Origin of the sequence: Streptomyces sp. SM1, assembly GCF_002910825.1 — a bacterium.
Lineage (GTDB): Bacteria > Actinomycetota > Actinomycetes > Streptomycetales > Streptomycetaceae > Streptomyces > Streptomyces okerensis.
Genome location: NZ_NEUB01000697.1, coordinates 11,231 through 32,394, shown reverse-complemented (window position 1 = coordinate 32,394; position 21,164 = coordinate 11,231). Strand labels below are relative to the sequence as shown.

Annotated in this window: 19 protein-coding genes, 1 tRNA gene and 3 pseudogenes; 10 read left to right on the top strand and 13 right to left on the bottom strand. The window is 72.4% G+C overall.

The window, feature by feature from the left end:
* Positions 1–422 precede the first annotated feature (422 nt).
* Both B9S61_RS19520 and B9S61_RS19515 read left to right on the top strand, forming a co-directional pair.
* Positions 423–2,660 carry a DEAD/DEAH box helicase gene (locus tag B9S61_RS19520; protein ID WP_103543410.1) on the top strand — a complete coding sequence of 746 codons (2,238 nt, stop codon included), beginning with the start codon at positions 423–425 and terminating at the stop codon, positions 2,658–2,660.
* Between the two features lie 153 nt (positions 2,661–2,813).
* Positions 2,814–2,886: transfer RNA gene (locus B9S61_RS19515), tRNA-Lys, on the top strand.
* A 34-nt stretch (positions 2,887–2,920) separates the two neighbouring features.
* On the opposite strand, the pseudogene B9S61_RS42440 reads toward B9S61_RS19515, so the two are convergent.
* A pseudogene (locus B9S61_RS42440) lies at positions 2,921–3,187 on the bottom strand (site-specific integrase); the annotation flags it as partial.
* A gap of 120 nt (positions 3,188–3,307) precedes the next feature.
* Between B9S61_RS42440 and B9S61_RS42435 the strand changes: the two are divergent.
* Positions 3,308–3,580: pseudogene (locus B9S61_RS42435) on the top strand (hypothetical protein); the annotation flags it as partial.
* A gap of 184 nt (positions 3,581–3,764) precedes the next feature.
* On the opposite strand, the gene B9S61_RS19500 reads toward B9S61_RS42435, so the two are convergent.
* The 3 genes from B9S61_RS19500 to B9S61_RS19490 form a co-directional block, all read right to left on the bottom strand.
* Entirely contained in the window at positions 3,765–3,989 is a 225-nt protein-coding gene (locus B9S61_RS19500; RefSeq protein ID WP_103543409.1) for a heavy-metal-associated domain-containing protein, read from the bottom strand.
* A gap of 140 nt (positions 3,990–4,129) precedes the next feature.
* Positions 4,130–4,735 (bottom strand): sigma-70 family RNA polymerase sigma factor, encoded by a 606-nt coding sequence (locus B9S61_RS19495; RefSeq protein ID WP_258039744.1) that lies wholly within the window; start codon positions 4,733–4,735, stop codon positions 4,130–4,132.
* A 205-nt stretch (positions 4,736–4,940) separates the two neighbouring features.
* Positions 4,941–5,669 (bottom strand): hypothetical protein, encoded by a 729-nt coding sequence (locus B9S61_RS19490; protein ID WP_103543407.1) that lies wholly within the window; start codon positions 5,667–5,669, stop codon positions 4,941–4,943.
* Between the two features lie 283 nt (positions 5,670–5,952).
* Between B9S61_RS19490 and B9S61_RS19485 the strand changes: the two genes are divergently transcribed.
* Both B9S61_RS19485 and B9S61_RS19480 read left to right on the top strand, forming a co-directional pair.
* Entirely contained in the window at positions 5,953–7,071 is a 1,119-nt protein-coding gene (locus B9S61_RS19485) for an MFS transporter (protein ID WP_103543413.1), read from the top strand.
* Positions 7,068–8,096 (top strand): sugar ABC transporter permease, encoded by a 1,029-nt coding sequence (locus tag B9S61_RS19480; protein WP_103543406.1) that lies wholly within the window; start codon positions 7,068–7,070, stop codon positions 8,094–8,096. Before B9S61_RS19485 ends, B9S61_RS19480 begins: the two co-directional genes overlap by 4 nt.
* On the opposite strand, the gene B9S61_RS19475 is transcribed toward B9S61_RS19480, so the two are convergent.
* Positions 8,093–9,262, bottom strand: coding sequence for an acyl-CoA dehydrogenase family protein (locus B9S61_RS19475; protein WP_103543405.1), 1,170 nt, complete (start codon positions 9,260–9,262; stop codon positions 8,093–8,095). The two genes, B9S61_RS19480 and B9S61_RS19475, sit on opposite strands and share 4 nt — an antisense overlap.
* Positions 9,263–9,387: 125 nt before the next feature.
* Here B9S61_RS19475 and B9S61_RS19470 point away from each other — a divergent pair, with 125 nt between their 5' ends.
* On the top strand, positions 9,388–11,130 hold the full coding sequence (locus B9S61_RS19470) for a CoA transferase (RefSeq protein ID WP_103543404.1): 1,743 nt from the start codon (positions 9,388–9,390) through the stop codon (positions 11,128–11,130).
* Positions 11,127–12,794, top strand: a complete 1,668-nt coding sequence (locus B9S61_RS19465; RefSeq protein ID WP_103543403.1) for a class I adenylate-forming enzyme family protein — start codon at positions 11,127–11,129, stop codon at positions 12,792–12,794. Before B9S61_RS19470 ends, B9S61_RS19465 begins: the two co-directional genes overlap by 4 nt.
* Positions 12,795–12,863: 69 nt before the next feature.
* Here the strand turns inward: B9S61_RS19465 and B9S61_RS19460 are convergent, their stop codons facing one another.
* From B9S61_RS19460 to B9S61_RS19450, 3 genes are read right to left on the bottom strand one after another with little or no spacing between them, the layout of a single operon-like run.
* Complete coding sequence (locus tag B9S61_RS19460; RefSeq protein WP_103543402.1) at positions 12,864–13,682, bottom strand: metal ABC transporter solute-binding protein, Zn/Mn family; 819 nt, start codon at positions 13,680–13,682, stop codon at positions 12,864–12,866.
* Complete coding sequence (locus B9S61_RS19455; protein WP_103543401.1) at positions 13,631–14,509, bottom strand: metal ABC transporter permease; 879 nt, start codon at positions 14,507–14,509, stop codon at positions 13,631–13,633. Before B9S61_RS19455 ends, B9S61_RS19460 begins: the two co-directional genes overlap by 52 nt.
* Positions 14,506–15,141: a metal ABC transporter ATP-binding protein gene (locus B9S61_RS19450; RefSeq protein WP_103543400.1), complete on the bottom strand. Its 636-nt coding sequence runs from the start codon at positions 15,139–15,141 to the stop codon at positions 14,506–14,508. The genes B9S61_RS19455 and B9S61_RS19450 overlap by 4 nt, the downstream gene beginning before the upstream one ends.
* 197 nt (positions 15,142–15,338) lie before the next feature.
* Here B9S61_RS19450 and B9S61_RS19445 point away from each other — a divergent pair, with 197 nt between their 5' ends.
* Positions 15,339–15,548 carry a hypothetical protein gene (locus B9S61_RS19445; RefSeq protein ID WP_181007441.1) on the top strand — a complete coding sequence of 70 codons (210 nt, stop codon included), beginning with the start codon at positions 15,339–15,341 and terminating at the stop codon, positions 15,546–15,548.
* Between the two features lie 5 nt (positions 15,549–15,553).
* Positions 15,554–15,796 (top strand): annotated as a pseudogene (locus tag B9S61_RS19440) (hypothetical protein); the annotation flags it as partial.
* A gap of 349 nt (positions 15,797–16,145) precedes the next feature.
* Here the strand turns inward: B9S61_RS19440 and B9S61_RS19430 are convergent.
* Positions 16,146–16,355 (bottom strand): hypothetical protein, encoded by a 210-nt coding sequence (locus B9S61_RS19430; protein ID WP_103543399.1) that lies wholly within the window; start codon positions 16,353–16,355, stop codon positions 16,146–16,148.
* 286 nt (positions 16,356–16,641) lie between these two features.
* Positions 16,642–16,857, bottom strand: coding sequence for a hypothetical protein (locus B9S61_RS19425; RefSeq protein WP_103543398.1), 216 nt, complete (start codon positions 16,855–16,857; stop codon positions 16,642–16,644).
* A gap of 356 nt (positions 16,858–17,213) precedes the next feature.
* Between B9S61_RS19425 and B9S61_RS19420 the strand changes: the two genes are divergently transcribed.
* On the top strand, positions 17,214–17,600 hold the full coding sequence (locus tag B9S61_RS19420; protein WP_219819932.1) for a hypothetical protein: 387 nt from the start codon (positions 17,214–17,216) through the stop codon (positions 17,598–17,600).
* Between the two features lie 69 nt (positions 17,601–17,669).
* Here the strand turns inward: B9S61_RS19420 and B9S61_RS19415 are convergent, their stop codons facing one another.
* From B9S61_RS19415 to B9S61_RS19405, 3 genes are read right to left on the bottom strand one after another with little or no spacing between them, the layout of a single operon-like run.
* Complete coding sequence (locus tag B9S61_RS19415; RefSeq protein ID WP_103543397.1) at positions 17,670–18,236, bottom strand: copper chaperone PCu(A)C; 567 nt, start codon at positions 18,234–18,236, stop codon at positions 17,670–17,672.
* Positions 18,233–20,506: a cation-translocating P-type ATPase gene (locus B9S61_RS19410; protein WP_103543396.1), complete on the bottom strand. Its 2,274-nt coding sequence runs from the start codon at positions 20,504–20,506 to the stop codon at positions 18,233–18,235. The genes B9S61_RS19415 and B9S61_RS19410 overlap by 4 nt, the downstream gene beginning before the upstream one ends.
* A complete protein-coding gene (locus B9S61_RS19405) occupies positions 20,506–20,769 on the bottom strand; it encodes a hypothetical protein (RefSeq protein ID WP_103543395.1) in 264 nt (87 codons plus the stop codon). Before B9S61_RS19405 ends, B9S61_RS19410 begins: the two co-directional genes overlap by 1 nt.
* Positions 20,770–21,164: the final 395 nt, after the last annotated feature.

Genomic DNA, 21,164 nt, shown 5'->3' with positions numbered 1-21,164 from the left:
CCGCCGGAGCCCACACGGACACCGGACCCGGAGCCCACGCCGACGCCGACGCCGCCCGAGCCGTCGGCCACGCCGGAGCCGACCCAGGCGGAACCGTCCTCGTCGGCGCATCAGCCGCCCGGGACACAGCTGGCGCAGCGGGAACCGGCGCCGGAAGCGGGGGCGCCGGCCTAAGGCCCTCTCCCGCGCCTCCCCGCCCACCGGACCCCGCGCTGACCTGCCGGTTTGCTTCAGGGGTGCCAGGGTGCGTATGGTGACAGATCGTTTGATCCTATTTGCCCGGCGCCACTGCAGAGCGCGCCGTGTGGCGCGTAGTCTCTCCCTTGCCGTGGTGGACCGCATCGAGGCGGTCGTATTGCGAATCGCGAATCACGGAGTTGACGGGCGCGTGCCGAAGAGACTCCGGAAGGTTTCGCATTCGTATGCCCATCGCCAGTACTGATCACGTCGTCGTGCCCGAGAACATCGGGGACACCGACATCACCGACATCACCGTCGAGAACACCGACACCGACACCACCACCGACGTCAGCGTCGAGCCGGCGGTCTCCGAGCCCACCTTCACCGAGCTCGGCCTGCCCGAGGGTGTCGTGCGCAAGCTCGCGCAGAACGGCGTGACCACCCCCTTCCCGATCCAGGCCGCGACCATCCCGGACGCCCTGGCCGGCAAGGACATCCTCGGCCGTGGCCGCACCGGCTCCGGCAAGACCCTCTCCTTCGGTCTGCCGACCCTGGCCACGCTGGCCGGCGGGCGCACCGGGAAGCACAAGCCGCGCGCCGTCATCCTGACGCCGACGCGTGAGCTCGCCATGCAGGTCGCCGACGCGCTCCAGCCGTACGGCGACGTCATGGGCCTGAAGATGAAGGTCGTCTGCGGCGGCACGTCGATGGGCAACCAGATCTACGCCCTCGAGCGCGGCGTCGACATCCTCGTCGCCACCCCGGGCCGTCTGCGCGACATCATCAACCGTGGTGCCTGCTCCCTGGAGAACGTGCAGATCACCGTTCTCGACGAGGCCGACCAGATGTCCGACCTGGGCTTCCTGCCCGAGGTCACCGAACTGCTCGACCAGGTCCCGGCGGGCGGCCAGCGCATGCTGTTCTCCGCGACCATGGAGAACGAGATCAAGACCCTCGTCGACCGTTACCTCAACGACCCGGCGACCCACGAGGTGGACGCGGCGCAGGGCGCGGTGACGACCATGTCGCACCACATCCTCGTCGTGAAGCCCAAGGACAAGGCGCCGGTCACCGCGGCCATCGCCTCCCGCAAGGGCCGCACCATCATCTTCGTCCGCACCCAGCTGGGCGCCGACCGCGTCGCCGAGCAGCTGCGCGACGCCGGGGCGAAGGCGGACGCGCTGCACGGCGGCATGACGCAGGGCGCGCGTACGCGGACGCTGGCGGACTTCAAGGACGGCTACGTCAACGTCCTGGTCGCCACCGACGTCGCCGCCCGCGGTATCCACGTCGACGGCATCGACCTCGTGCTGAACGTGGACCCGGCCGGTGACCACAAGGACTACCTGCACCGCGCGGGCCGCACGGCGCGCGCCGGCCGCACCGGCACCGTGGTGTCCCTGTCCCTGCCGCACCAGCGCCGTCAGATCTTCCGGCTGATGGAGGACGCGGGCGTCGACGCCACGCGCCACATCATCCAGGGCGGTGCGGCCTTCGACCCGGAGGTCGCCGAGATCACCGGTGCCCGGTCGATGACCGAGGTGCAGGCCGAGTCGGCGGGCAACGCGGCCCAGCAGGCCGAGCGCGAGGTCGCCCAGCTCACCAAGGAGCTGGAGCGGGCGCAGCGCCGCGCGTCCGAGCTGCGCGGCGAGGCCGACCGGCTGCTGGCCCGCTCCGCGCGGGAGCGCGGCGAGGACCCGGAGACGGTGGTGGCCGAAGCGGCCGTCGTGGCGTCGGCCGAGGCCGAGGTGTCGCTGCCGGAGCAGCCGACCGCGCGGGACGCCGAGCGGACCGAGCGGGTGGAGCGCCCGGAGGCTTCGGCGCCGTACGAGCGGCGTGAGCGCCGTGACGACCGCGGTGGTGACCGTGGCGGCTTCCGTCGCGACGACCGCGGTGACCGTGGCGGGCGTTCCTTCGAACGCCGTGACGACCGGGGCGGTTTCAACCGTGACCGTGACCGGGACCGGGGCGGTGACCGTGGCGGCTTCCGCCGTGACGACCGCGGTGACCGTGGCGGGCGTTCCTTCGAGCGCCGTGACGACCGCCGTGACGACCGCGGTGGTGACCGTGGCGGCTTCCGCCGTGACGACCGTGGCGACCGTGGTGGGCGTCCCTTCGAGCGCCGTGACGACCGCGGTGGCGACCGGGGCGGTTTCCGTCGTGACGACCGCGGTGAGCGTGGCGACCGCGGTGACCGTGGTGGGCGTCCCTTCGAGCGCCGTGACGACCGCGGTGGCGACCGTGGCGGTTTCAACCGTGACCGTGACCGGGACCGGGGCGGCGACCGTGGCGGCCTGCGCCGTGACGACCGCGGCGGCCACCGGGGCAGCGACCGCCCGTTCAACCGCGACCGCCAGGGCGACCGCCCGGGCTTCCGCACCGGCGGCCACGACCGTCCGTACGGCCGTCGTGACGACCACCGCAGTGGCGGCTCCTTCGGCCGTCGCGAGGACAAGCCGCGCTGGAAGCGCAACGGCTGACGCCGCGTCACCGCACTGACCGGAAGGGCCCACACGACACACGTCGCGCGGGCCCTTCCGCGTTTCCGGCGGGACACGTCCGGACCCGCCTCCCCGATACCCGATCGGAGACGCGGCGACGTCCCGCTATGCTCGTGGAGGCAACATCGCCCGGGGCCCTTAGCTCAATTGGCAGAGCAGTGGACTTTTAATCCATTGGTTGTGGGTTCGAGTCCCACAGGGCCTACCGATGCGGGGGAGGGGAAACCCCCTCTGACCTGTTACGCAGCGCCTGAGTCGGCTTCGGTCGGGTCGGGCGCTGCTTCGTTTTGAAGCCACTGCGTGAGCGATGCGTGAGCGGATGCGCTCGTGGCCTGCGGATGGGGCGCTGCTTGGGCGGACGAATCAGCAGCTGCCGGACGCGATCGCGGGATCAGCTTCGCTGCCTTCTCGGCGATGTCGCGGTCCAGCTCAGGGAGCAGGCTCGTGTATGTGTCCGAGGTCAACGTGATGGTGGAGTGGCGCAGGGTCTCCTTCAGTCTCTGAACGCAGCGAGCCTCCGGCGCAGCAACGCCGGAGGCTCGGGAAACCCCGCCGCCCGCATCCAACGAACGATCCGCGCGTACCGGGTCAGTCATGCCCGGTTGCCGCAGAAGTGGAGCCGCCCTGTGCAACCTACGACACCCGAGCTCTATTCCGATCCTGGCAAAGCCGCTTGGCCTGCCGTCGCCGTGCCCGGCCAGCTGGGGCATGCCTCGGGCGAAGAGGCTCCAGCGGCCGACGGCACGGTGCTGGGCCCGGACCTGGCGGATCAGCCTGCCGAGGAGGCGGCGCCGGACCCGGAGCCGACGTACGGCTCCGAGCTACTGGACGAACTGCGTGCCCAGATAGCCCAGTTCGTGATCCTGCCCTCGCCTGAAGCGCTGGACGCGGTCATGCTGGCCGCACCCGTCCAGGTGCCGGAACCACCGATCATCGCGCCTGCCGAGCCACTGGCCGAGCCGGTCCAGCCCACTGAGCCTCCGGCGGCTGGTTCCGTCCAGCCGACGGAACCACCGGGTGGTGCCCTCGGGACGCACGGAGACGTGCGCCGGCCGAGGGCGACAGGCCGTCCGGGTAGCGGGTTCAGACGGTGACGTGCGACACGGCTTTCGTGATCTCGTACCCCGCCTCGACGATCGCCGCCCGTACGGCGTCGTCGTCGATCGACTCCCCGCGCACGGTCACCAGGCCCGCCGGGATGTCGACATCGACGTCGGTGACGCCGGGTACGTCCACTACCTCCTCGGTGATGCTTGCCGCGCAGTGGCCGCAGCTCATGCCGGACACGGTGTAGGTCTTCTCAGCCATGGTGGGTGCTCCTGTTCGCTCTGGTTTCTGGTGGTTGTGCCGCGGGGTGCTCGGGGTCTGCTTCTGGGGCGCTCGGGGTGGATCGAACCGGCTTGCCGCCGCCCGGTCGGCGAATCGGGGCGGCGGCGAGGCGCGGTCGGTCAGGCCGCGGCGGCCACCTGGGTACAGCGCTCGGTGTCGTCGAGCCACCCGATCAGCGAGATGCGGGCGCGTGCGACCCGTGAGCGCACCGTGCCGATGGGGCAGTCGCTGACATCGGCTGCCTCCGCGTAGGGGAGGCCCACCATCTGGGTGAGGACGAATGCCTCGCGTCGGTCGTCGGGAAGCATGTCCAGCAGCTCGGTGAGGGCGACGCCGTCGTCGAAGCCGGGCAGACCGCGCGGCTGGACACGTTCGGCAGCCGACTGCCAGTCGTCCGTGTCCGACACGCGGGGACGGGAGGAGCTGTAGCGGATGCTGTCGATCACCACACGGCGGGCGATGGACAGCAGCCAGGTGCGGGCCGAGGAACGACCTTCGAACCGATGCAGGCTGCCCAGGGCCCGCAGAAACGTGTCCTGCGTCAGGTCGTCGGCGCTCTGGGGATCGGCGCCGAGAAACGTCACATAGCAGCGGACGTCTCGGTGTAGAGCACGGACGAAGCACTCGACGGCGGCAGGGTCGCCGCTGCGGGCGGCGAGTGCCCAAGCCGTGATCGACTCGTCTCGCGACTGGTCGCGCGATGCGTCCAAGGTGGGAGTGATCACCTGGTATCTGTCCTTCTCGGGGAACCGGTGTCCGGGCCGGCGCATGCGGAGCAGCGGGCGGCACGGTGCGACCGGTGAAGGGAGGGACGGCCGGGCACGGGAGTGCGCGGCCGATGCCCGAGGCGCGCAGCCGACGTCTCGTCGACTCAGTGGGCGACGACTGGTCGTCGTCTCCGTGTGGGCGGCCCCGGGAAACCGGCTGTCGTCAAGCGGCGACAGCGGTCCCGGCGGGTGGTCCCCGAGAAGTGATCGCGTAGGTGAGCAGAAGCTGGCGCAGCGTGCCGTCCGAGCGGCCCCGGCGGGCGCGGACACGTGGACGGTCCGGCGGCGCGGGCAGCCGGAGGATCAGGCGCAGCGGCGCGACGAGCCATCCTGCGAGCGCCCGCAGGATGCGGAAGGCGGCGCGTTCGCCGTGGGCGAGCCACAGGCCGCACAGCAGCGCGGCCAGCAGGTGGGCGGCGAGCATGCCGGTGGAGGACATGCCGCCCATACCGTGGTCCAGCGAAGGCGCCGCCACCATGTGGTCCATCGACCCCATGGAGTGCATGGCGCCCATGGTGTGGTCCATGGATGCCGACATGGCGTCGTGCTCTGCGCTCGTGCCCGACGGCGAGTCGCACAGTAGGTATCCCACCCACTGCTGGACGAGTGACCTGCTGCCGGTCGGCTCCGGGTGGACGATGGCCTGGGCGAACGAGAACGACGCGTGGAGCATGGCCTGGGCGGCGACCGTGGCGGAGCCGACCAGGGCCGGCCCGCGTTCCCGGACGGCCAGCCGCCAGGCCGCGCCGCCGGTCACCGCCGCTCCCGCGGCCATGGCCCACCAGGGCACCGCGGTTCCCGACATCATGACGTGACCCAAGGAGGTGAGCAGCACGCAGAGGGCCGCGAACACAGCGGCCCTGAGCGTGCGAGAACACCACCCAGTAGTCATGGCGGCCTCATCCTCGCAGTCCGGGTCTCACGCGTCACGGGAGGGTACGGAGACGACCCCGGTGTCCGACTCAGTCCAGTCGTTGTGATCCATGCCACAGCATCGGGCGGGAACTCGCGGGTTGTTCGTGCCGACTCCTGTCGAGGACCCGGGAAGTGCCGCCGGGTGGAGCTGGGGGCTGAGGAGGGCGTCGGTGGCGGCGGAGCAGGGGGAGATCCGGACCGCGGCCGACAGCCGCCCGGCACAGGCGACCGCGGGCGTGACCGCGCTGCTGACGTGCGCCATGGCCTTCTCGATGATGCAGTTGTTCCTGCTCGGCGCCCTCGGGCCGCGGCTCGTGGACGACTTGGATGTGTCGCCGACCGTGCTGGGGCTGACCACGACCGTCGGCTTCGGGGCGGCCGCCGTGCTCTCACCGGCCGGTGGGCGCGTGGTGGACCGGATCGGTCCGCGCCGCTGCCTGGTCGCGCTGCTGCTGGTGTCGGCGCTGGCGCTGGCGCTGATCGGGTCGGCGCCGGGGGCCGGATTCCTGTTGGCGGCGGTCGCGCTGGGCGGGCTGCCACAGGCGCTGGCCAACCCGGCCACGAACAAGACGATCCTGGCGGCCGTTCCCGTCGAGCGCCGTGGCTCGGTGACCGGGATGAAGCAGTCGGGCGTGCAACTGGGCGCGTTCGCGGCCGGACTGCCGCTGGCCGCGCTGGCCGGGGTCGTCGGCTGGCGGGGCGCGGTGTGGGCGGCCGCCGCGACGGCCGTGGTGGCCGCCCTCTGGGCGGCGCGTACCTTGCCCGCCGACCCGCCCCCGAAGTACGCGCCCGCCTCCTGGATCCCCCGGGGAACCATCGCCTGGCTGGCCGTCTTCTCACTGCTGCTGGGCTGCGGCATCGCCTCCGTGAATACTTACCTCGCCCTGTACGGCGTGCGCCGGCTTGACCTCGGGCCGACAGCGGCCGCCGCCCTGGTGGCGGTCCTCGGCGTCGCGGGGATCGCCGGTCGGGTGGGCTGGTCCAGGGTCGCCGGGCAGCCGGGCCGGGCCGTGTGGCTGCCGGGCGGCCTGGCCGCCGGTGCGGTGGGTGCGGCCCTGCTGCTTGTGGCCTCTGCGTACGTGCATCCGCTGGCGTGGGTCGCGGCGGTGGCCGTGGGCATGTTCGCCGTCTCTGCGAACGCGGTCTCCATGGTCCTGGTGATGCAGCGCGCGGCGCCCGGCCGGGCAGGGCAGGACTCGGCGCTGGTCTCGGCCGGCTTCTTCGCCGGGTTCGCGATCGGTCCGCCGCTGTTCGGTCTGCTGGCCGCCGCCGGGCACTACGGGACAGGGTGGCTGCTGGTCGCGGGAGAGTTCACGGGCGCGGGCGTTGTGGCGCTGGTCTGGGCAGTCCGGGAGCGGCGTTCGGCGGCAGGGCAATGAGTACCGCGAGTGCCTCCGACAGCGAGAGGGGTACGCCTCCTGACGTTCCCGAATGGGCCAGCCCCGCGCTGGAGGCCGTTCTCGGCCGGGTGGCCGTCACCCGGAGCGAGGTCGGCGACCGTTTCCCGCTGTTCGCGGACCCCGGCAGCGGCCGGTGGACGACGACCGGGCGGGGCTCCTGGACGGGCGGTTTCTGGGCGGGGCTGTTGTGGCTGCGCGCCCGGTACACGCAGGACGGGGCCGACCGCGAGGCCGCGGTGCGGATCACCGGCCGGCTCACTGCCTGGGTGGACGCCGACACGGCCACACGCGGACTGATCTTCTGGTACGGCACGGCGCTCGCCGACACCGATGAGGCCGCCGCGCTGCGCGTGCGGGCGGCCCGCGCCTGCCGGGACGCGTACGACGCCGGACTCGGCCTGGTCCCTTGGGGGGCGGCGTTCGGCGGGCCCCGTCTCCTGGCCCGCGTGGACGGCGTGCCCGGCATGGTCCCGCTGCTGGCCTCGGTGGACCCCCAGGCGGCCGGGGCTCATCTCCGCAGCCACTTCGAGCTCTGCCTCCGCGAGAGCTCCTTGTGCTGGTGCTGGCGGTACGAGCGGCCCGTCGGCTGGGTCCCCTGCGAGGACCCGCCGTCCGGCTGGAGCCGGGGCCGGGCCTGGCTGCTGCTGGCAGTCGCCGATGCCGCACATCGTCTCGGCACCGACGATCTCACGGAAGCCATAAGCCACTTGGCCGCGGAACACACTGTGCCGTCGGCCGACGCGGCACACCCCGACGGGCCTCTCGACACTTCCGCCGCCGCCATCACCGCGGTGGCCCTGCTCAAACTCGGCCGCCGTGATCAGGCCGTGGCGCTGCTCGACGAACTGGTCCACACCCACGTCACGCACGACGGCCGTCTCCTGAACGGCTGCTACGACCTCGCCGCCAGGACGGCGACCCGACACGAGCTGGTCTGGGGCGACTTCTTCCTCACGTACGGGCTCGCCGCACTCACCGGCCTCGTCGATCCCCACGCGGCCTAGGTACGCAGGACCCGGCGCGCCACCGATGTGATGTGCAGTTCGTCCGGGCCGTCGAGGATCCGGGCCGCTCTGCCCGTGCGGAACAGCGCGGGCAGCGCGGTGTCCGGGCCGAGCCCGGCCGCGCCGTGCACCTGGATCGCCGCGTCGGCCACCTGCTGCAGGGTGCGGGCCGCGGCCACCTTGGCCAGCCCCACCTCGACGTGGGCGTCGAGTCCCGCGTCCAGGCGGGCCACCGCCTCGTAGACGAGCGGGCGGGTCGTCCGCAGGGCGAGCAGCGACTCGAAGACGTGGCTCTGGACGAGTTGGAGGTCGCCGAGCGGGCCCCGGGAACGGGTACGGGTCACCGCGCGCTCGCGCATCAGGTCGAAGGCCCGCGCTGCCTGCCCCAGCCAGCGCAGGCAGCGCAATGTGCGACCGAGTTGGAGGCGTTCGCCCGCGACGGCCAGGGCCTTGCCGCGCTCTCCGATGAGGTGGTCGCCGTCGACCACGACCTGGTCCAGGGCGATCTCCCACTGCCCGCCCACCCCGAGCACCGGCAGTTCCCGCACCGTGCGGAAGCCGGGTGAGTGAGTTGGCACCAGCAGCAGTGACAGCCCTTCACGGTCCGCCGGTTCGCCGTCGGTGCGGGCGAGCACCGTGACCAGGTCGGCGTCGGCCGCCCCACTCGTGAACCACTTCCGCCCGCTCACCCGCCAGGGCCCGTCCTCGCCCGGCACGGCGCGCGTGGCGGTGAGGAGGGGGTCCGTGCCCGGCGTCTGGGGCTCGGTCATCGCGTAGCAGGCCCGTATCTCCCCGGCGACCAGCCGCTCGGCGTACCGGTCACGGACGCCAGGGCTGCCGTGCCGCCACAGCATCAGTACGTCGAGCAGGGGTGCCGAGCCGAGGACGGCCGGGCCGTGGTCGCTGGCTCCCTCGGCCTCGGCGATGTGGGCGTACGAGCGCAGGGGCAGTCCCTGACCGCCGAGTTCGGAGGGAAGCGGCAGCGCCCACAGCCCCTCGGCCTTCGCCGTTGCCTGCAGTCTGCGCAAGGTGGCGGCGGCCTCCGGTCCGCAGGCGTCCAGCAGCGGCTCGTGGGGCACCACGTGATCGCGTACGAACGCCGCGACGCGATCCCTCAACTCCTCTGTGTCCGCTGGGCAATGGGGCGCGCCGGTGATTTCCTCCATGCTGACTTCTCCTCATTTCCTCAAGGGTCACGGGAACCCCGGCCGCCGGCCGTCCGACTCCCTCTTTCGTGGAACAGGTCGGGGACGACCGTCCCCGAGTTCCCGAGTGCCAGGAAAGGAGAGGCATGGCAACTCCAGTCACACCGGCCATTGCCCGGCCGACCGGACCGCTCGACGGGCTCCGCTGGGAGGGCTCTGGTCCGCCGGGCGCGGCGGATGCCCTGGTCGCGGAGCATCTGCGGCTGCTCGGCGCCCAGTCCGACGGCAGCTCCGGAGGCCGGTTCACGGTGACCGGGCGCGACGTCGGCGAGGTCACCACCTGCACCACCTGGGGCGGTGCCGCGACCGACGAGGCCACCGTCCAGGCGGCAACCGGGATCATGGCGGTGCACGGCCGACGCGACGGTGCCCCGCGCGGCCTCGCTGTCGACTACGCGGCCACCGCCACCGGTGTCCTCGCCGTGCAGGGCCTGCTGGCCGGTCTGCTGGCGAAGGCGCGTGGAGGCGGGCCCATGGCGCAGGTCGAGGTGAGCGCCGAGCGGGCCGGTCTGCTGGCCGTCTCGCAGTACCTGGCCGCCGCCGGGGCCGAGGAGGGCGAGGCCGCCGAACTCGCCCCGGGAGGACCGCCGTTCACCTCGGCCGACGGCATCGTCTTCGAACTGGAGACGCTGGACCCGGGGGTCTGGGCGGCGTTCTGGCGCGCACTCGACGCCCCCGAGGAGGCGATACGGCGGGGGTGGCGGCCGTTCCAGTTCCGGTACGCCACCGCCTGCGCGCCCTTCCCCGAAGTGCTGCACGAGGCGGTGCGGGCGGGTACCTGGGAGCGGATACAGGACGCCGCCCGGTCATCCGGCGCCGATGTGTGCCTCTTGGGGGCACTCGCCGAGCGGGCGGCCGAGTACGACGGGGCAGCGCCCTGGAAGCTGATCACGCACGACGCCACGTACACCTCCACCAGGGCCACCACCGACGACCTCCCTCTCGCCGGATTCACCGTCCTGGAAGCCGGCCGTCGCATCCAGGCACCCCTCGCCGCCCACGTCCTGGGCCTGCTGGGCGCGGAGGTGATCCGGATCGAGCCGCCGGGCGGGGATCCGCTGCGTGGGATGCCGCCCGCCTGTTCGGGCATCTCGGCACGATGGCTGGCGCTGAACCGGGGCAAGAAGGCCGTCGAGGTCGACATCAAGTCCCCCTCCGACCGGGAGCGGCTGCGCGAGATGGCCGCCGGCGCCGATGTGTTCCTGCACAACTGGGCACCGGGCAAGGCCGCACAGCTCGGCCTCGACCACGAGGACCTGGCCGCGGCCAACCCCTCGCTCGTCTACGCGTACACCAGCGGCTGGGCGGGCCGGTTGCCCGACGCGCCCATGGGCACCGACTTCATGGTGCAGGCGCGTACCGGAGTGGGTGAGGCGGTACGGGCCTCCGACGAGGCGCCCGCGCCGTCCCTGATGACCCTGCTCGACGTTCTCGGCGGACTGCTCGGAGCCGAGGCGGTGCTGGCCGGGCTGCTGCTGCGGGAGCGCACACAGTGTGGGGTGCGCGTGGACTCGTCCCTGCTCGGCGCCGCCGACGTGCTCACCGCGCACGCGCGGGCCCGGGTGGCGCAGGGGCTCGACCCGCGCCGTCCGGCCGGGTTCCGGCGCCCGTTGCGCACCGCCGACGGCTGGATCGCCCTCGCTGACCACGCCGCCATCCCGTACGACATGCGCGAACTGTCCACCGAGCAGGCGATGGAGCGGCTGCGTGACCGTGGCCTGCCCGCCGTCCCGGTCGTCACCGACCTCGCCGATCTCCTCTCCGCCGGCCCGATCAGCCGCGACGCCCACGGCGCCCCCGCCGTCCCGACCCCCTGGAGCTTCGCATGACCGTGGACCTGCACGACCTGCTGCCCGCCGAGCTGCGCCGCTCCTGGGCGGTGGACGGAACCTGCCCCGACCTCGACCTGTACAGCCTCTTCCGCGCCCGCCAGATCGCCGACCTGCACCGCACCGCGGTCCTCGACGCCAAAGGCAAGCTCTGTTACACCGCCCTCGACCGCAAGGTGCGATGTCTGGCCGCCGGGCTGTCCGGGCTCGGCATACGCGCCGGTGACGTGGTCGGCATACAACTGCCCAACGGCCGGGGTGCCGTCATCGCCGACCTCGCCCTGGCCGCGCTGGGCGCCGTCGCGCTGCCCTTCCCGGTCGGACGCGGAGAACGCGAGGCGGCCTCACTGCTGCGCAGAGCGGAGGCGGTCGCCGTCATCGCCGCCACCGAGCACCGCGGCAACCACCACGCCGCCGATCTACTCACGCTCACCGGTGAGCTGCCCACCCTGCACACCGTGATCGCCGCCGGGCCCGGTACAGCCCCCGAGGGCGCCGTCGCCTACTCCGCGCTGCTGCGCACCGACCCCAAGTCCTTCACCGCGGCCCGTCCCGACCCCGACTCCGCCGCCCGCATCCTGGTCTCCTCCGGCTCCGAGGCCGAACCGAAGATGGTGGCGTACTCGCACAACGCCCTGGCCGGCGGCCGCGGCAACTTCCTCGCCTCCCTCATCCCCGACGACCAGCCGCCACGCTGCCTCTTCCTCGTCCCGCTCGCCTCCGCGTTCGGCAGCAACGGCACCGCCGTCACACTCGCCCGGCACGGCGGAACGCTGGTCCTGCTCGACCACTTCACGCCCGAGGCGGCCCTGGAGGCGCTCGCCGCACACGAGCCCACCCACGTCCTGGGCGTCCCGACCATGATCCGGATGATGCTGGACCGCATCGCGGAGGGACACCACCCGGCGTTCACTCCGCCGACGGCCGTCATCGTCGGCGGCTCCCCCCTCGACGAGGCCACCGCAGAGGAAGCCCGCCGGGTCTTCGGCTGCCCGGTCGTGAACCTCTACGGCTCCGCCGACGGCGTCAACTGCCACACCGGGCTGGGCGACGAACCCCTGCGCGGGGAGGAGCCCGGCATCCTGGCGGGCCATCCGGACCCGCGCGTCGCCGACATACGCATAGCCGTCCCCGGCACCACTGAACTGCAGGAGGCGCCGAAGGGCTCGGTCGGCGAGATCGTCGCCCGCGGCCCCATGACCCCGCTGTGCTACGTCGCCGCCCCCGACCTCGACGCCCGCTACCGCACCGCCGACGGCTGGGTCCGTACCGGCGACCTCGGCCTCATCGAGGACGACGGCAACCTGCGCATCGTCGGCCGCCTGAAGGACGTCGTCATCCGGGGTGGCGCCAACATCAGCCCGGCCGAGGTGGAGATCGAGCTCGCCACACACCCGCTCGTCCGGGACGTGGTGTGCGTCGGGGTGCCGGACCCCCTGATGGGCGAGCGGCTCGCGGCCTGCGTCGTACCACGTGGGCAGGCACCCACCCTGGAGGAACTGTCCGCGCACCTGGACGCGCGCGGTCTGGAGCGCCGCAAGCACCCCGAAGGCCTGCTGACCGTCGCGGAGTTGCCGCTGACTCCGGCAGGCAAGCCGGACCGGGCAGTGCTGAGGGAACGGTGCTCCACCGAGACGCCGGAGGCCCTCCCCCAGACCATCTGACCCGTTGACGGGAGAGGGGCCGCCCGGCGATCTCCGGGCGGCCCCGCACTCGTCTCGGGCACAGCCCCCTTACGAGGTCATCGCCTTCTTGATCGAGCCCGCCGCGTTCTTGTAGACCGACAGCAGGTCCAGGTCCTTGCCCGGATAGTTGACGATCTCTACCTGCTTCGCCCCCGTGTCCGGAAGCACCTCGCCCGTCGTCATGTGCACGTTGTCGAAGACGTACGCGGGCTTCTTCTTCGCCAGGTCGGACAGCTGTTTGGCCGTCACCGCCTCAGGCCCGTATGTCCCGGCCACCTCCGCGCCCGCCATCTTCGCCGACCACACGGAGAAGACCTGCGCGACGACGGCCGGGGCCTTGCCGTCCGGCCACGCCTCCTTCAGATCCGTTTGCAGCGTGCCGTACTCGCTCTTGAAGGACGTGCCCCACTTGGCGGCGGCGTCCTCGGTGCCGAACAGCTTGCCCAGGCGCGTGACTTCGGCGCTCGCCTTGTCGGCGTCGTTGTCTAGGCCGACCTCGACCAGTTTCGCGTTCGACCCGGCGGCTTCCTTGATCTTCGCCGCGTACGGCTCGAAGGGGGCGTAGAGCACGAAGTCCGCGCCCGCGACCGCCGCGAGGTCGGACGGCTTGGGGTCGTAGTCCGGGGCGTGCTGCGCGGACGACGGGACGATGACCTTCACGTCCTCGGCGCCGGCGGCCTTGGCGAAGGCACCCTCCCAGGTGGTGGTGGCCACGACGACAGGAGCGTCGTCGTTCTTGCTTCCCTTCGTGTCCGCGCTGTCGGCCTTGTCGGAACCGCAGGCCGTGGCGGCCAGGACGAGCGCCGTGCTCAGGCTCAGTGCGAGGACGGAAGGGACAGGGGCGATACGGACGCGGATGCGCGCCATGAGCCGATTCTCCGTTCGGGGATGAGATGGACGGCCAGGACCACGACCCCGGCCGTCAGGACGAGCACAGGCCCGGGCGGCCAGTCGAGCTTCAGCGCGACCAGGAACCCCGTGAGGTTCACGACCACGCCGATACCGACCGCCCAGGCGGTGATGGACTTCAGGGAGGTGCCCAGCCGCCGCGCGGCCAGCGCGGGCAGCAGGGTCAGCGCGTCGACGAGCAGCGCGCCGGTCAGCTTCAGGGCCCCCGCCACGGACACCGCGACCAGGACGAGAAGCAGAAGAGTGAGCAGGTCGACGCGCACCCCGGAGGCGAGGGCGAGTTCACGGTCGTAGAGCAGGAGGGCGAGGTCACGACGGCGCCACCAGAACAGGGCCGGTACGACCACGGCGAGCACGCCCAGCAGCCACAGGTCGGCCGTGCCCACAGACAGGATCGAGCCCCACAGCAACGCGAACGCCCCTTGCGCGTTGACCCCGGACACGGCCAGGACCAGCAGCGCGGCGGCGATCGCCAGACTCATCAACAGGCCCATCGCACCCGACAGCCCGTCCGGCGTGCGGGCGAGCGGCGCAACCCCAGCCCCTGCCAGCGCGCAGGCGACGAGGGCACACAGCATGGGGTCCAGCCCGGTCAGCAGCCCGACCGCGATGCCCAGCAGGGCGACGTGCATCATCGCGAACCGCACCGGCATGATGTCCAGCCCGACGATCACGACACCGATCACGGGCAGCCCGATCGCCGCCAACAGCAGGGCCGCACCAGCCCGTTGGACAGGAATCAGCTCCAGAAGCGGCCCGAGGTCGGCGGCGGCAAGGCTGTTCACCGGACCTCCCTCAGATTGCCGGCGGCCATCTCCAGCACCCGGTCGCAGCGGTCGGCCAGCGCCCGGTCGTGCGTGACCACCACGACCGTCACCGGCAGGGACAGCAGGGCGTCGGCGGCTTCCTCCTGCCCGGCGAAGTCGAGCGCGGCGGTGGGCTCGTCGGCCAGCAGTACCCCCGCCCCGGCGGCGACACAGCCCACCGCGCGGGCCAGGTACATGCGCTGCAGCTGCCCCCCGGACAGCGTGTGCAGGGGGCGGCCGGCCAGCGCCCCGACGCCCAGCTTCTCCGCCGCCTCCACGGCTTCCACCTGTGCCCCGCTGCTGGCCAGCAACTCACGTGCCAGCAGCGGGAAACGGCCCACCGCGAACTTCTGGGGAATCCAGGCACACGCCCGCCGCCGCCACGCCCACTCGGCCGCCGTCCCGGTGCCCCGCCCTCCGACCAGGATCTGCCCGCCGGTCTGGCGGTGCAGGCCCAGCACCGCGCGGATCAGCGTGGTCTTGCCCGACCCGTTCGTACCGGTCAGCGCCACCCGCTCGCCCGCCCCGATGTCGAGATCCACACCGCGTACGGCCTCGACTCGACCGTGCCGGCAGGCGACTTCACGCATCCGCACATCCAGACCGTCCATCCCACCTCCTGCTCGCTCCCCAAAAGGAGTCGGAGCGGATGGGCACTGAGTTCCCGGCTGGCAGGCACGTTCTCAACGCCTTGCCGGGATGGCCTCTCGGCGGACCTTCTCACCGAGACCGCTCATCCACCGCGGTCCGCCACCTTGCGCGGACGGCAGTGCGGACAGACCAGGCGACTCGGAGATCTCCGCACACCGTGGACAAGGCGGTCACCGAGGCGCAGGCCGTGACCGGCCCCGCCGCGCGACAGGACGCCGCGATGAAGGCGGAGGCGGCGATCCTGGCCACGGACGCGGAGATCCCGCTGGTGCGCCTGAAGGGTGCCCTCGGCATCGCCACCTCGGTCAAGGGCGCCGTGCTCGCCCCCTACGAGCGCGCCCTCGTCGGAAAGGACACCCGGCGCTGAACCGCATGTCCGGCCCCCGCGCCAAGAGCATCGCCGCCCTGCGCGTCCTCGTGCAGGGCGGCGGCCTCACGCTGCTGTGGCGGGCCCTGCTGACGTCGGCCCTGGTATGCGGGATCGGTCTGCTGCCCTGGCTGTCGCGCACCGACCCCGCGCTGACCGTACTCAAGGCCCGTTCGGCGGAGCGCGACCCCACTCCCCGGGCGCTGGCCGCCGTACGGGACGAACTCGGCCTGGACGACGGCCCGCTGCTGTCTCCGGCCCGATCGTCCTCATCGGCAGCTCCGCCACCGGCTCCCTGCTCGACCTCGGCCTCCCGCCCGCCGTCCCCTGGCTCGTCCTCGCCGCCATACCGGCCCTCGCGGTCGCGCTCGTGCCGCTCCGCCCGGAGGCGGCAGAACAACGGGCCGGCTGCCAGACGAGAACCGGCTGATCGAGCCGCCAGTGTGCGCTCGCGCCGCCGCGCACCCCGGGGGCCCGTCCACACCTCGCTCGCCGACCGAGACCGGCGGCCACGGCCGCCGGAGCGGTGCGAGGACGGCTGAGGGGTCACGTCCGGTGTTTTTCGGGCCCTGCACCCGCCCGCTCCAAGAAGGGGGTTCAGTGAGCGGAGCGCCTCGGCCACGCTCCGGCACGACGCGGTCGGTTCAAGGGACTCGGGCCGGACACCGCCCTCCCCACCAGGAGGTACAGCAGCCCGCTCAGCGTCAGCCCCGCGGCGGCGCCGACCAGGGCGCCGGGGGCACCGCCGACGACGGAGCCGAGCCAGCCGTACCCGCCGGCCAGCACGGCAAGGGTGGCCGCGGTCAAGGGCCACGCTCCGCCGATCCGTATGCGTGCGGTTACCGTCCCCGTGGTCCTGGACGCCTCCGGTTCCCAGGGCCACACCGGATGCGTTCCGCTCCTCGGACCGCGCGCATCACCCGGCATGTGACCACCTTTCGTCCCCCGCTTCGGTCCGCACCGATGCGGCGTCCACCCGTGCCGACACGGGCCTCGGAGGAGTTCTTCCCCGAGGCCGCGCGCCGGAACCGGCCGCCGTGCCGACACGGACCGAACGAGAGGTCGAGCTGCGGTCATCACCGCGACGCGGTCGTCAGGCGGTGGCTACGCCGTCCAGCTTCCCGGACTTGGCGTCCTCGACCAGCGACGAGAACTGGTCGGCACTCATCTGCACCCGCTGTCCGAAGTCGTCCGTGAGGACCACGCGGCGCTCGGCGGAGGCAGCGGGGTCGACGAACAGTTGCGGGCATCCGCAGTCGCAGTCGCCGCAGAAGGTCGCCACCGGGGTCAGGCCATCGATGTCGCTCATCGTTCACAACCTTTCGTGCTGTGTGATTCCCGGCGGTCGGTGACCCCACCGCGGGGCCTCCCGGGCCGGCTCAAAGGGGATCGTCCAGGCCGCGTCCTCGCGTCCTCCACGTCCGCTTCCTGCCCCGTCACGCTTCCCGGGACTCGGTGGTCGGAGAACGGCATCGACCTCTCCAGAACCACTCGGCACACGGGCGGACGTACGCCACCTGCTCCAGTGGTCGGAGGAAACTCGCCTCTGGTTCCCGGCACTTGGACCCGATGCCGTCCTCCTCACCCTGAGCCCCTCCTGCCGTGCACACCGGATACCAGCGTCGCCGGCACACCGGCCCGCTCCTTCGTCCTCTGGGTGACGTCATGCTCCGAACCCGGGGACTCTTCGACAGCGTCACCACCGTGCGCCCCGCCAGTAGTGATGTCCTCGCCCGCTCGATCGGCGTACGCTCCGAGTGCGAGGAGGCCGTCACTGTGTGCGCCGCCGGCATGCTCGCCGGGAAGGATGCCGACGAACTGCGCGCGGCGATCGTCCAGGACCTGGACTGCGCCGACGTCACAGCCGCAGCCCGCCGTGTCCCGACCCGCGGTGGCCACACCCCCGCGCTGCTCACCGCGCAGGTCGAGGCATGCCTCATCGCCTGCCGGCTCAGCCACGGCCTGGCGGCCGGCACGCCGCGCACCACGAGCACTGCCGGATCCGCGCCGATTCGACCGGTCAGGGAGTGGCGGTCTGCCGCGAAGTGCTGACGGCCGTACCGTCGTAGCAGCGGCCCCTGAGCGCCCCGGCTCCACTGCCGCCGCAGGACTGTCGCACGGTCACTGCCACTCCGCGCCGGGGCGGATCACCACCACCGACGTCTTGATCTGCCCGCTGCGTTCGAAGTGCAGCGTGAACGGTACGACGTCGAACTCGCGCCACCCGTCCTTCGCCCGTACGGTCACGTCGAGGCCGGTCGGGGACATGTCGAGCGTGTCGCCCGCCGGAACAGCGGCCGACTCCACCCTCTGCCCGTAGGCGGACGCGCCGCCGGTCATGCGGTGGCGGCTGAGCACGGCCTCGCCCTCGATGACGGGGGACGTCACCTTCAGCAACCGGTCGCCCGCGCCCCCGAAGTTGGTGATCCGGAAGAACGCGGCGGTGTCCCGGGTGTCGCCGTACGGCAGGAAGACGCGTCCACTGGTGACCGCTACCCGCGCCGGGCTGCCCGCGTTGCCTGTTGATGTCCATGTGGTCAGTGCGCCCAGGGCGACACTGAACGCGGCAACGGGGGCGAGCGCGGCGAACAGCGTGTCGGCGAGCCGACGGCGGGTCGGCCGCCAGGGGTGCTGTCCGGTCTGTGCGGCCGGCCCGGTCCGCCTGTTCTGCTCGGTCTGTGCGGTCACCGCGTACGTCTCCGGTCGGGCGACGGCCGCCAGGCGCGCAGCCGCAGGCTGTTGCCGACCACGAGCAGCGAACTCACCGACATCGCCGCCGCGGCCAGCATCGGGGTGAGCAGGCCCACCATGGCGAGCGGCACGGTGACGGCGTTGTAGCCGAAGGCCCACACGAGGTTGGCGCGGATGGTGCCCAGGGTGCGCCGGGCGAGGAGGACCGCGTCCCCGAGTGCCTCGATGTCGCCCCGTACGAGCGTGACGTCGGCGGCTCCGATCGCCGCGTCGGTGCCGCTTCCCATGGCGATGCCGAGGTCGGCGCTGGCGAGGGCCGCCGCGTCGTTGACGCCGTCGCCGACGACCGCGACCCGGCGGCCTTCCTCGCGCAGCCGCCGTACGAGGTCGGCCTTGTCCTCGGGGGTGCTGCGGGCGTGCACCTCCTTGATGCGCAGCGTGGCGGCGACGGCGCGGGCCGGTGCCTCCCGGTCGCCGGTGGCGAGCACCGGTTCGACGCCGAGGCGCCGCAGCCGGTCCACCGCCCGGTAGCTGCCGGGGCGTACGACGTCACCGATCTCGATCAGCGCCTGCGGCACGCCGTCCACGCGGACCAGGACGGGCGTGTGCGCGGCGGCCTCCGCGGCAGGGAGCGCCTCCGTCAGCACGGCGGGAAGCTCGTCGTCCGGTGCGACGACCTCGACCAGCCGACCCTCGACCCTGCCGCGCACGCCACGGCCCGCCGTGGCGGTGAAGTCGCCCACCTCCGGCAGCGGGTCCTTATCCGGCAGGTTCCGGGCGGCGTACGCGACGATCGCACGGCCGAGCGGATGTTCCGAGCCCCGCTCCACCGCTGCGGCCAGCCGCAACGACTCCTCACGGCCGAGGCCGTCCGGCACGACCGTGACCCGGGCGACGGTCATGTGCCCGGAGGTGAGGGTGCCCGTCTTGTCGAGGACGACGGTGTCGATGTGCTGGAGGGCCTCCAGTGCCTGCGGTCCCTTGACCAGGACGCCGAGCTGGGCGCCGCGGCCGGTGGCTGCCATGAGGGCGGTGGGGGTCGCCAGGCCCAGCGCGCAGGGGCAGGCCACGACGAGTACGGCCACGCACGCGGTGATCGCCGCCTGGGGGTCGGCCCCGGCGCCGAGCCAGAAGCCCAGCACGGTCACCGCAAGCGTCAGCACGACCGGCACGAAGACCCCGGCCACGGAGTCGGCCAGCCGCTGCGCCTTCGCCTTGCCGGCCTGCGCCTCGGTCACCAGCCGTGTGATGCGGGCGAGCTGGGTGTCGGCGCCGACGGCCGTGGCGCGCACGAGCAGCAGCCCTCCGGAGTTCACGGCCCCGCCCGACACTGCCGATCCGGGCCCGACCTCGACCGGCTTACTCTCCCCGGTGATCAGGGAGAGGTCCACGGCGGAACTGCCCTCCGCCACTTGGCCGTCGGTGGCGACACGCTCGCCCGGGCGGACGAGAAAGACCTGCCCGACCGTCAGTTCCTCAATGGGAACAAGGCGTTCGGTGCCGTCCTCTCGTACGGACACCTCCTTGGCGGCGAGCCTGGCGAGCGACCGTAGGGCCGCCCCGGTCCCGTGCCGGGCCCGCGCCTCCAGATACCGCCCCGTCAGCACGAACAGTGGCACGGCGACAGCCGCTTCCAGATAGACGTGCGCCATGCCGTCCGCGGCGGACGGCAGCAGACTGAACGGCATCCGCATCCCGGGCTCGCCCGCACCTCCGAGGAAGAGGGCGTACGCCGACCAGGAGAAGGACGCCGCCACACCCAGCGACACCAGGGTGTCCATGGTCGCCGTGGAGTGCCGCAGCCCTCGCGCCGCCCGGACGTGGAACGGCCACGCGCTCCACACGGCGACCGGTGCGGCGAGTACGAAGCACAGCCACTGCCAGTTGCGGAACTGCCAGGCAGGCACCATGGACAGCACGAGCACCGGCACCGAGAGCAGCGCCGTGATGAGCAGCCGCTCCCGCTCCTGGCGGGTTCCCTCCACCTTCTCCTCGTCTTCGCCCGCACGCCCGCGCGACCTGGCCGGCTCGACCGGCTCGGGCACGGCGGCGGTGTACCCGGCCTGCTCGACCGACGCGACAAGATCCTCCGGGCTGACGTGCGATGGATGACTCACGCGGGCGCGCCCGGTGGCCAGGTTGACCGTCGCGCTCACGCCCTCCAGCTTGGCCAGCTTCTTCTCCACCCTCCGCACGCAGGCCGCGCAGGTCATGCCGCCCACGGTCAGGTCGGTGGTGAGCAGCAGGGGTGCGGGTTCCGTGGTCATCAGCCGCCGCTCCCGTGACCCATGTCGCCCATATTGCCCGTGTCGTGTGTATCGCGCCGGTCCGGATCTCCGTCCCGGCCGACGTCGCCGCCCGTACCGGAACCATGCATGCCGGGTGCGACCGGTCCGGCGGTGGCGCCAACGGCGTACGACACCGTGAAGACCAGCGCGAGCAGCAGTACAAAGCCACAGAGAGCGGGCGGCGGCACGAATCTGCGCAGCGCCATGCCCATACCTGGGGAGGACTTGCGGGGTTCTTCCATGACCGGCCTCCTGACGCGCGTCGGACGGCCGGGAGAGCGGGCCTCCCGTAGTCTCCTCGAGCCGTACCACTTGCAGGAGTCGGGGGCCGCGCGGAGTGGGTTCCCGCACGTTTCCGTGACGTGTGTCACACATCGGCTCAGCGGGCGTCGGCCGTGCGCGGGGTCAGGATGCGGACGGTGCGTCGATACCGGCCCCGGAAATAGGCAGAGATCCTCGACCTTGACGAGTCCCCCAATGCGGCCGTGGTGCAGCACGCGTTGGAAATGGCCCCGGCAGTGCTCCCGCGCCTGGTCCTGGAAGCCTTGGACAAGGAGCCGATTCTCTTCGGTCGGCCACTTCGCTTTTGAGTGCTGATCACCTCTCTGGAGGTCGGCTGCTGACTCTGCCGTCCGCT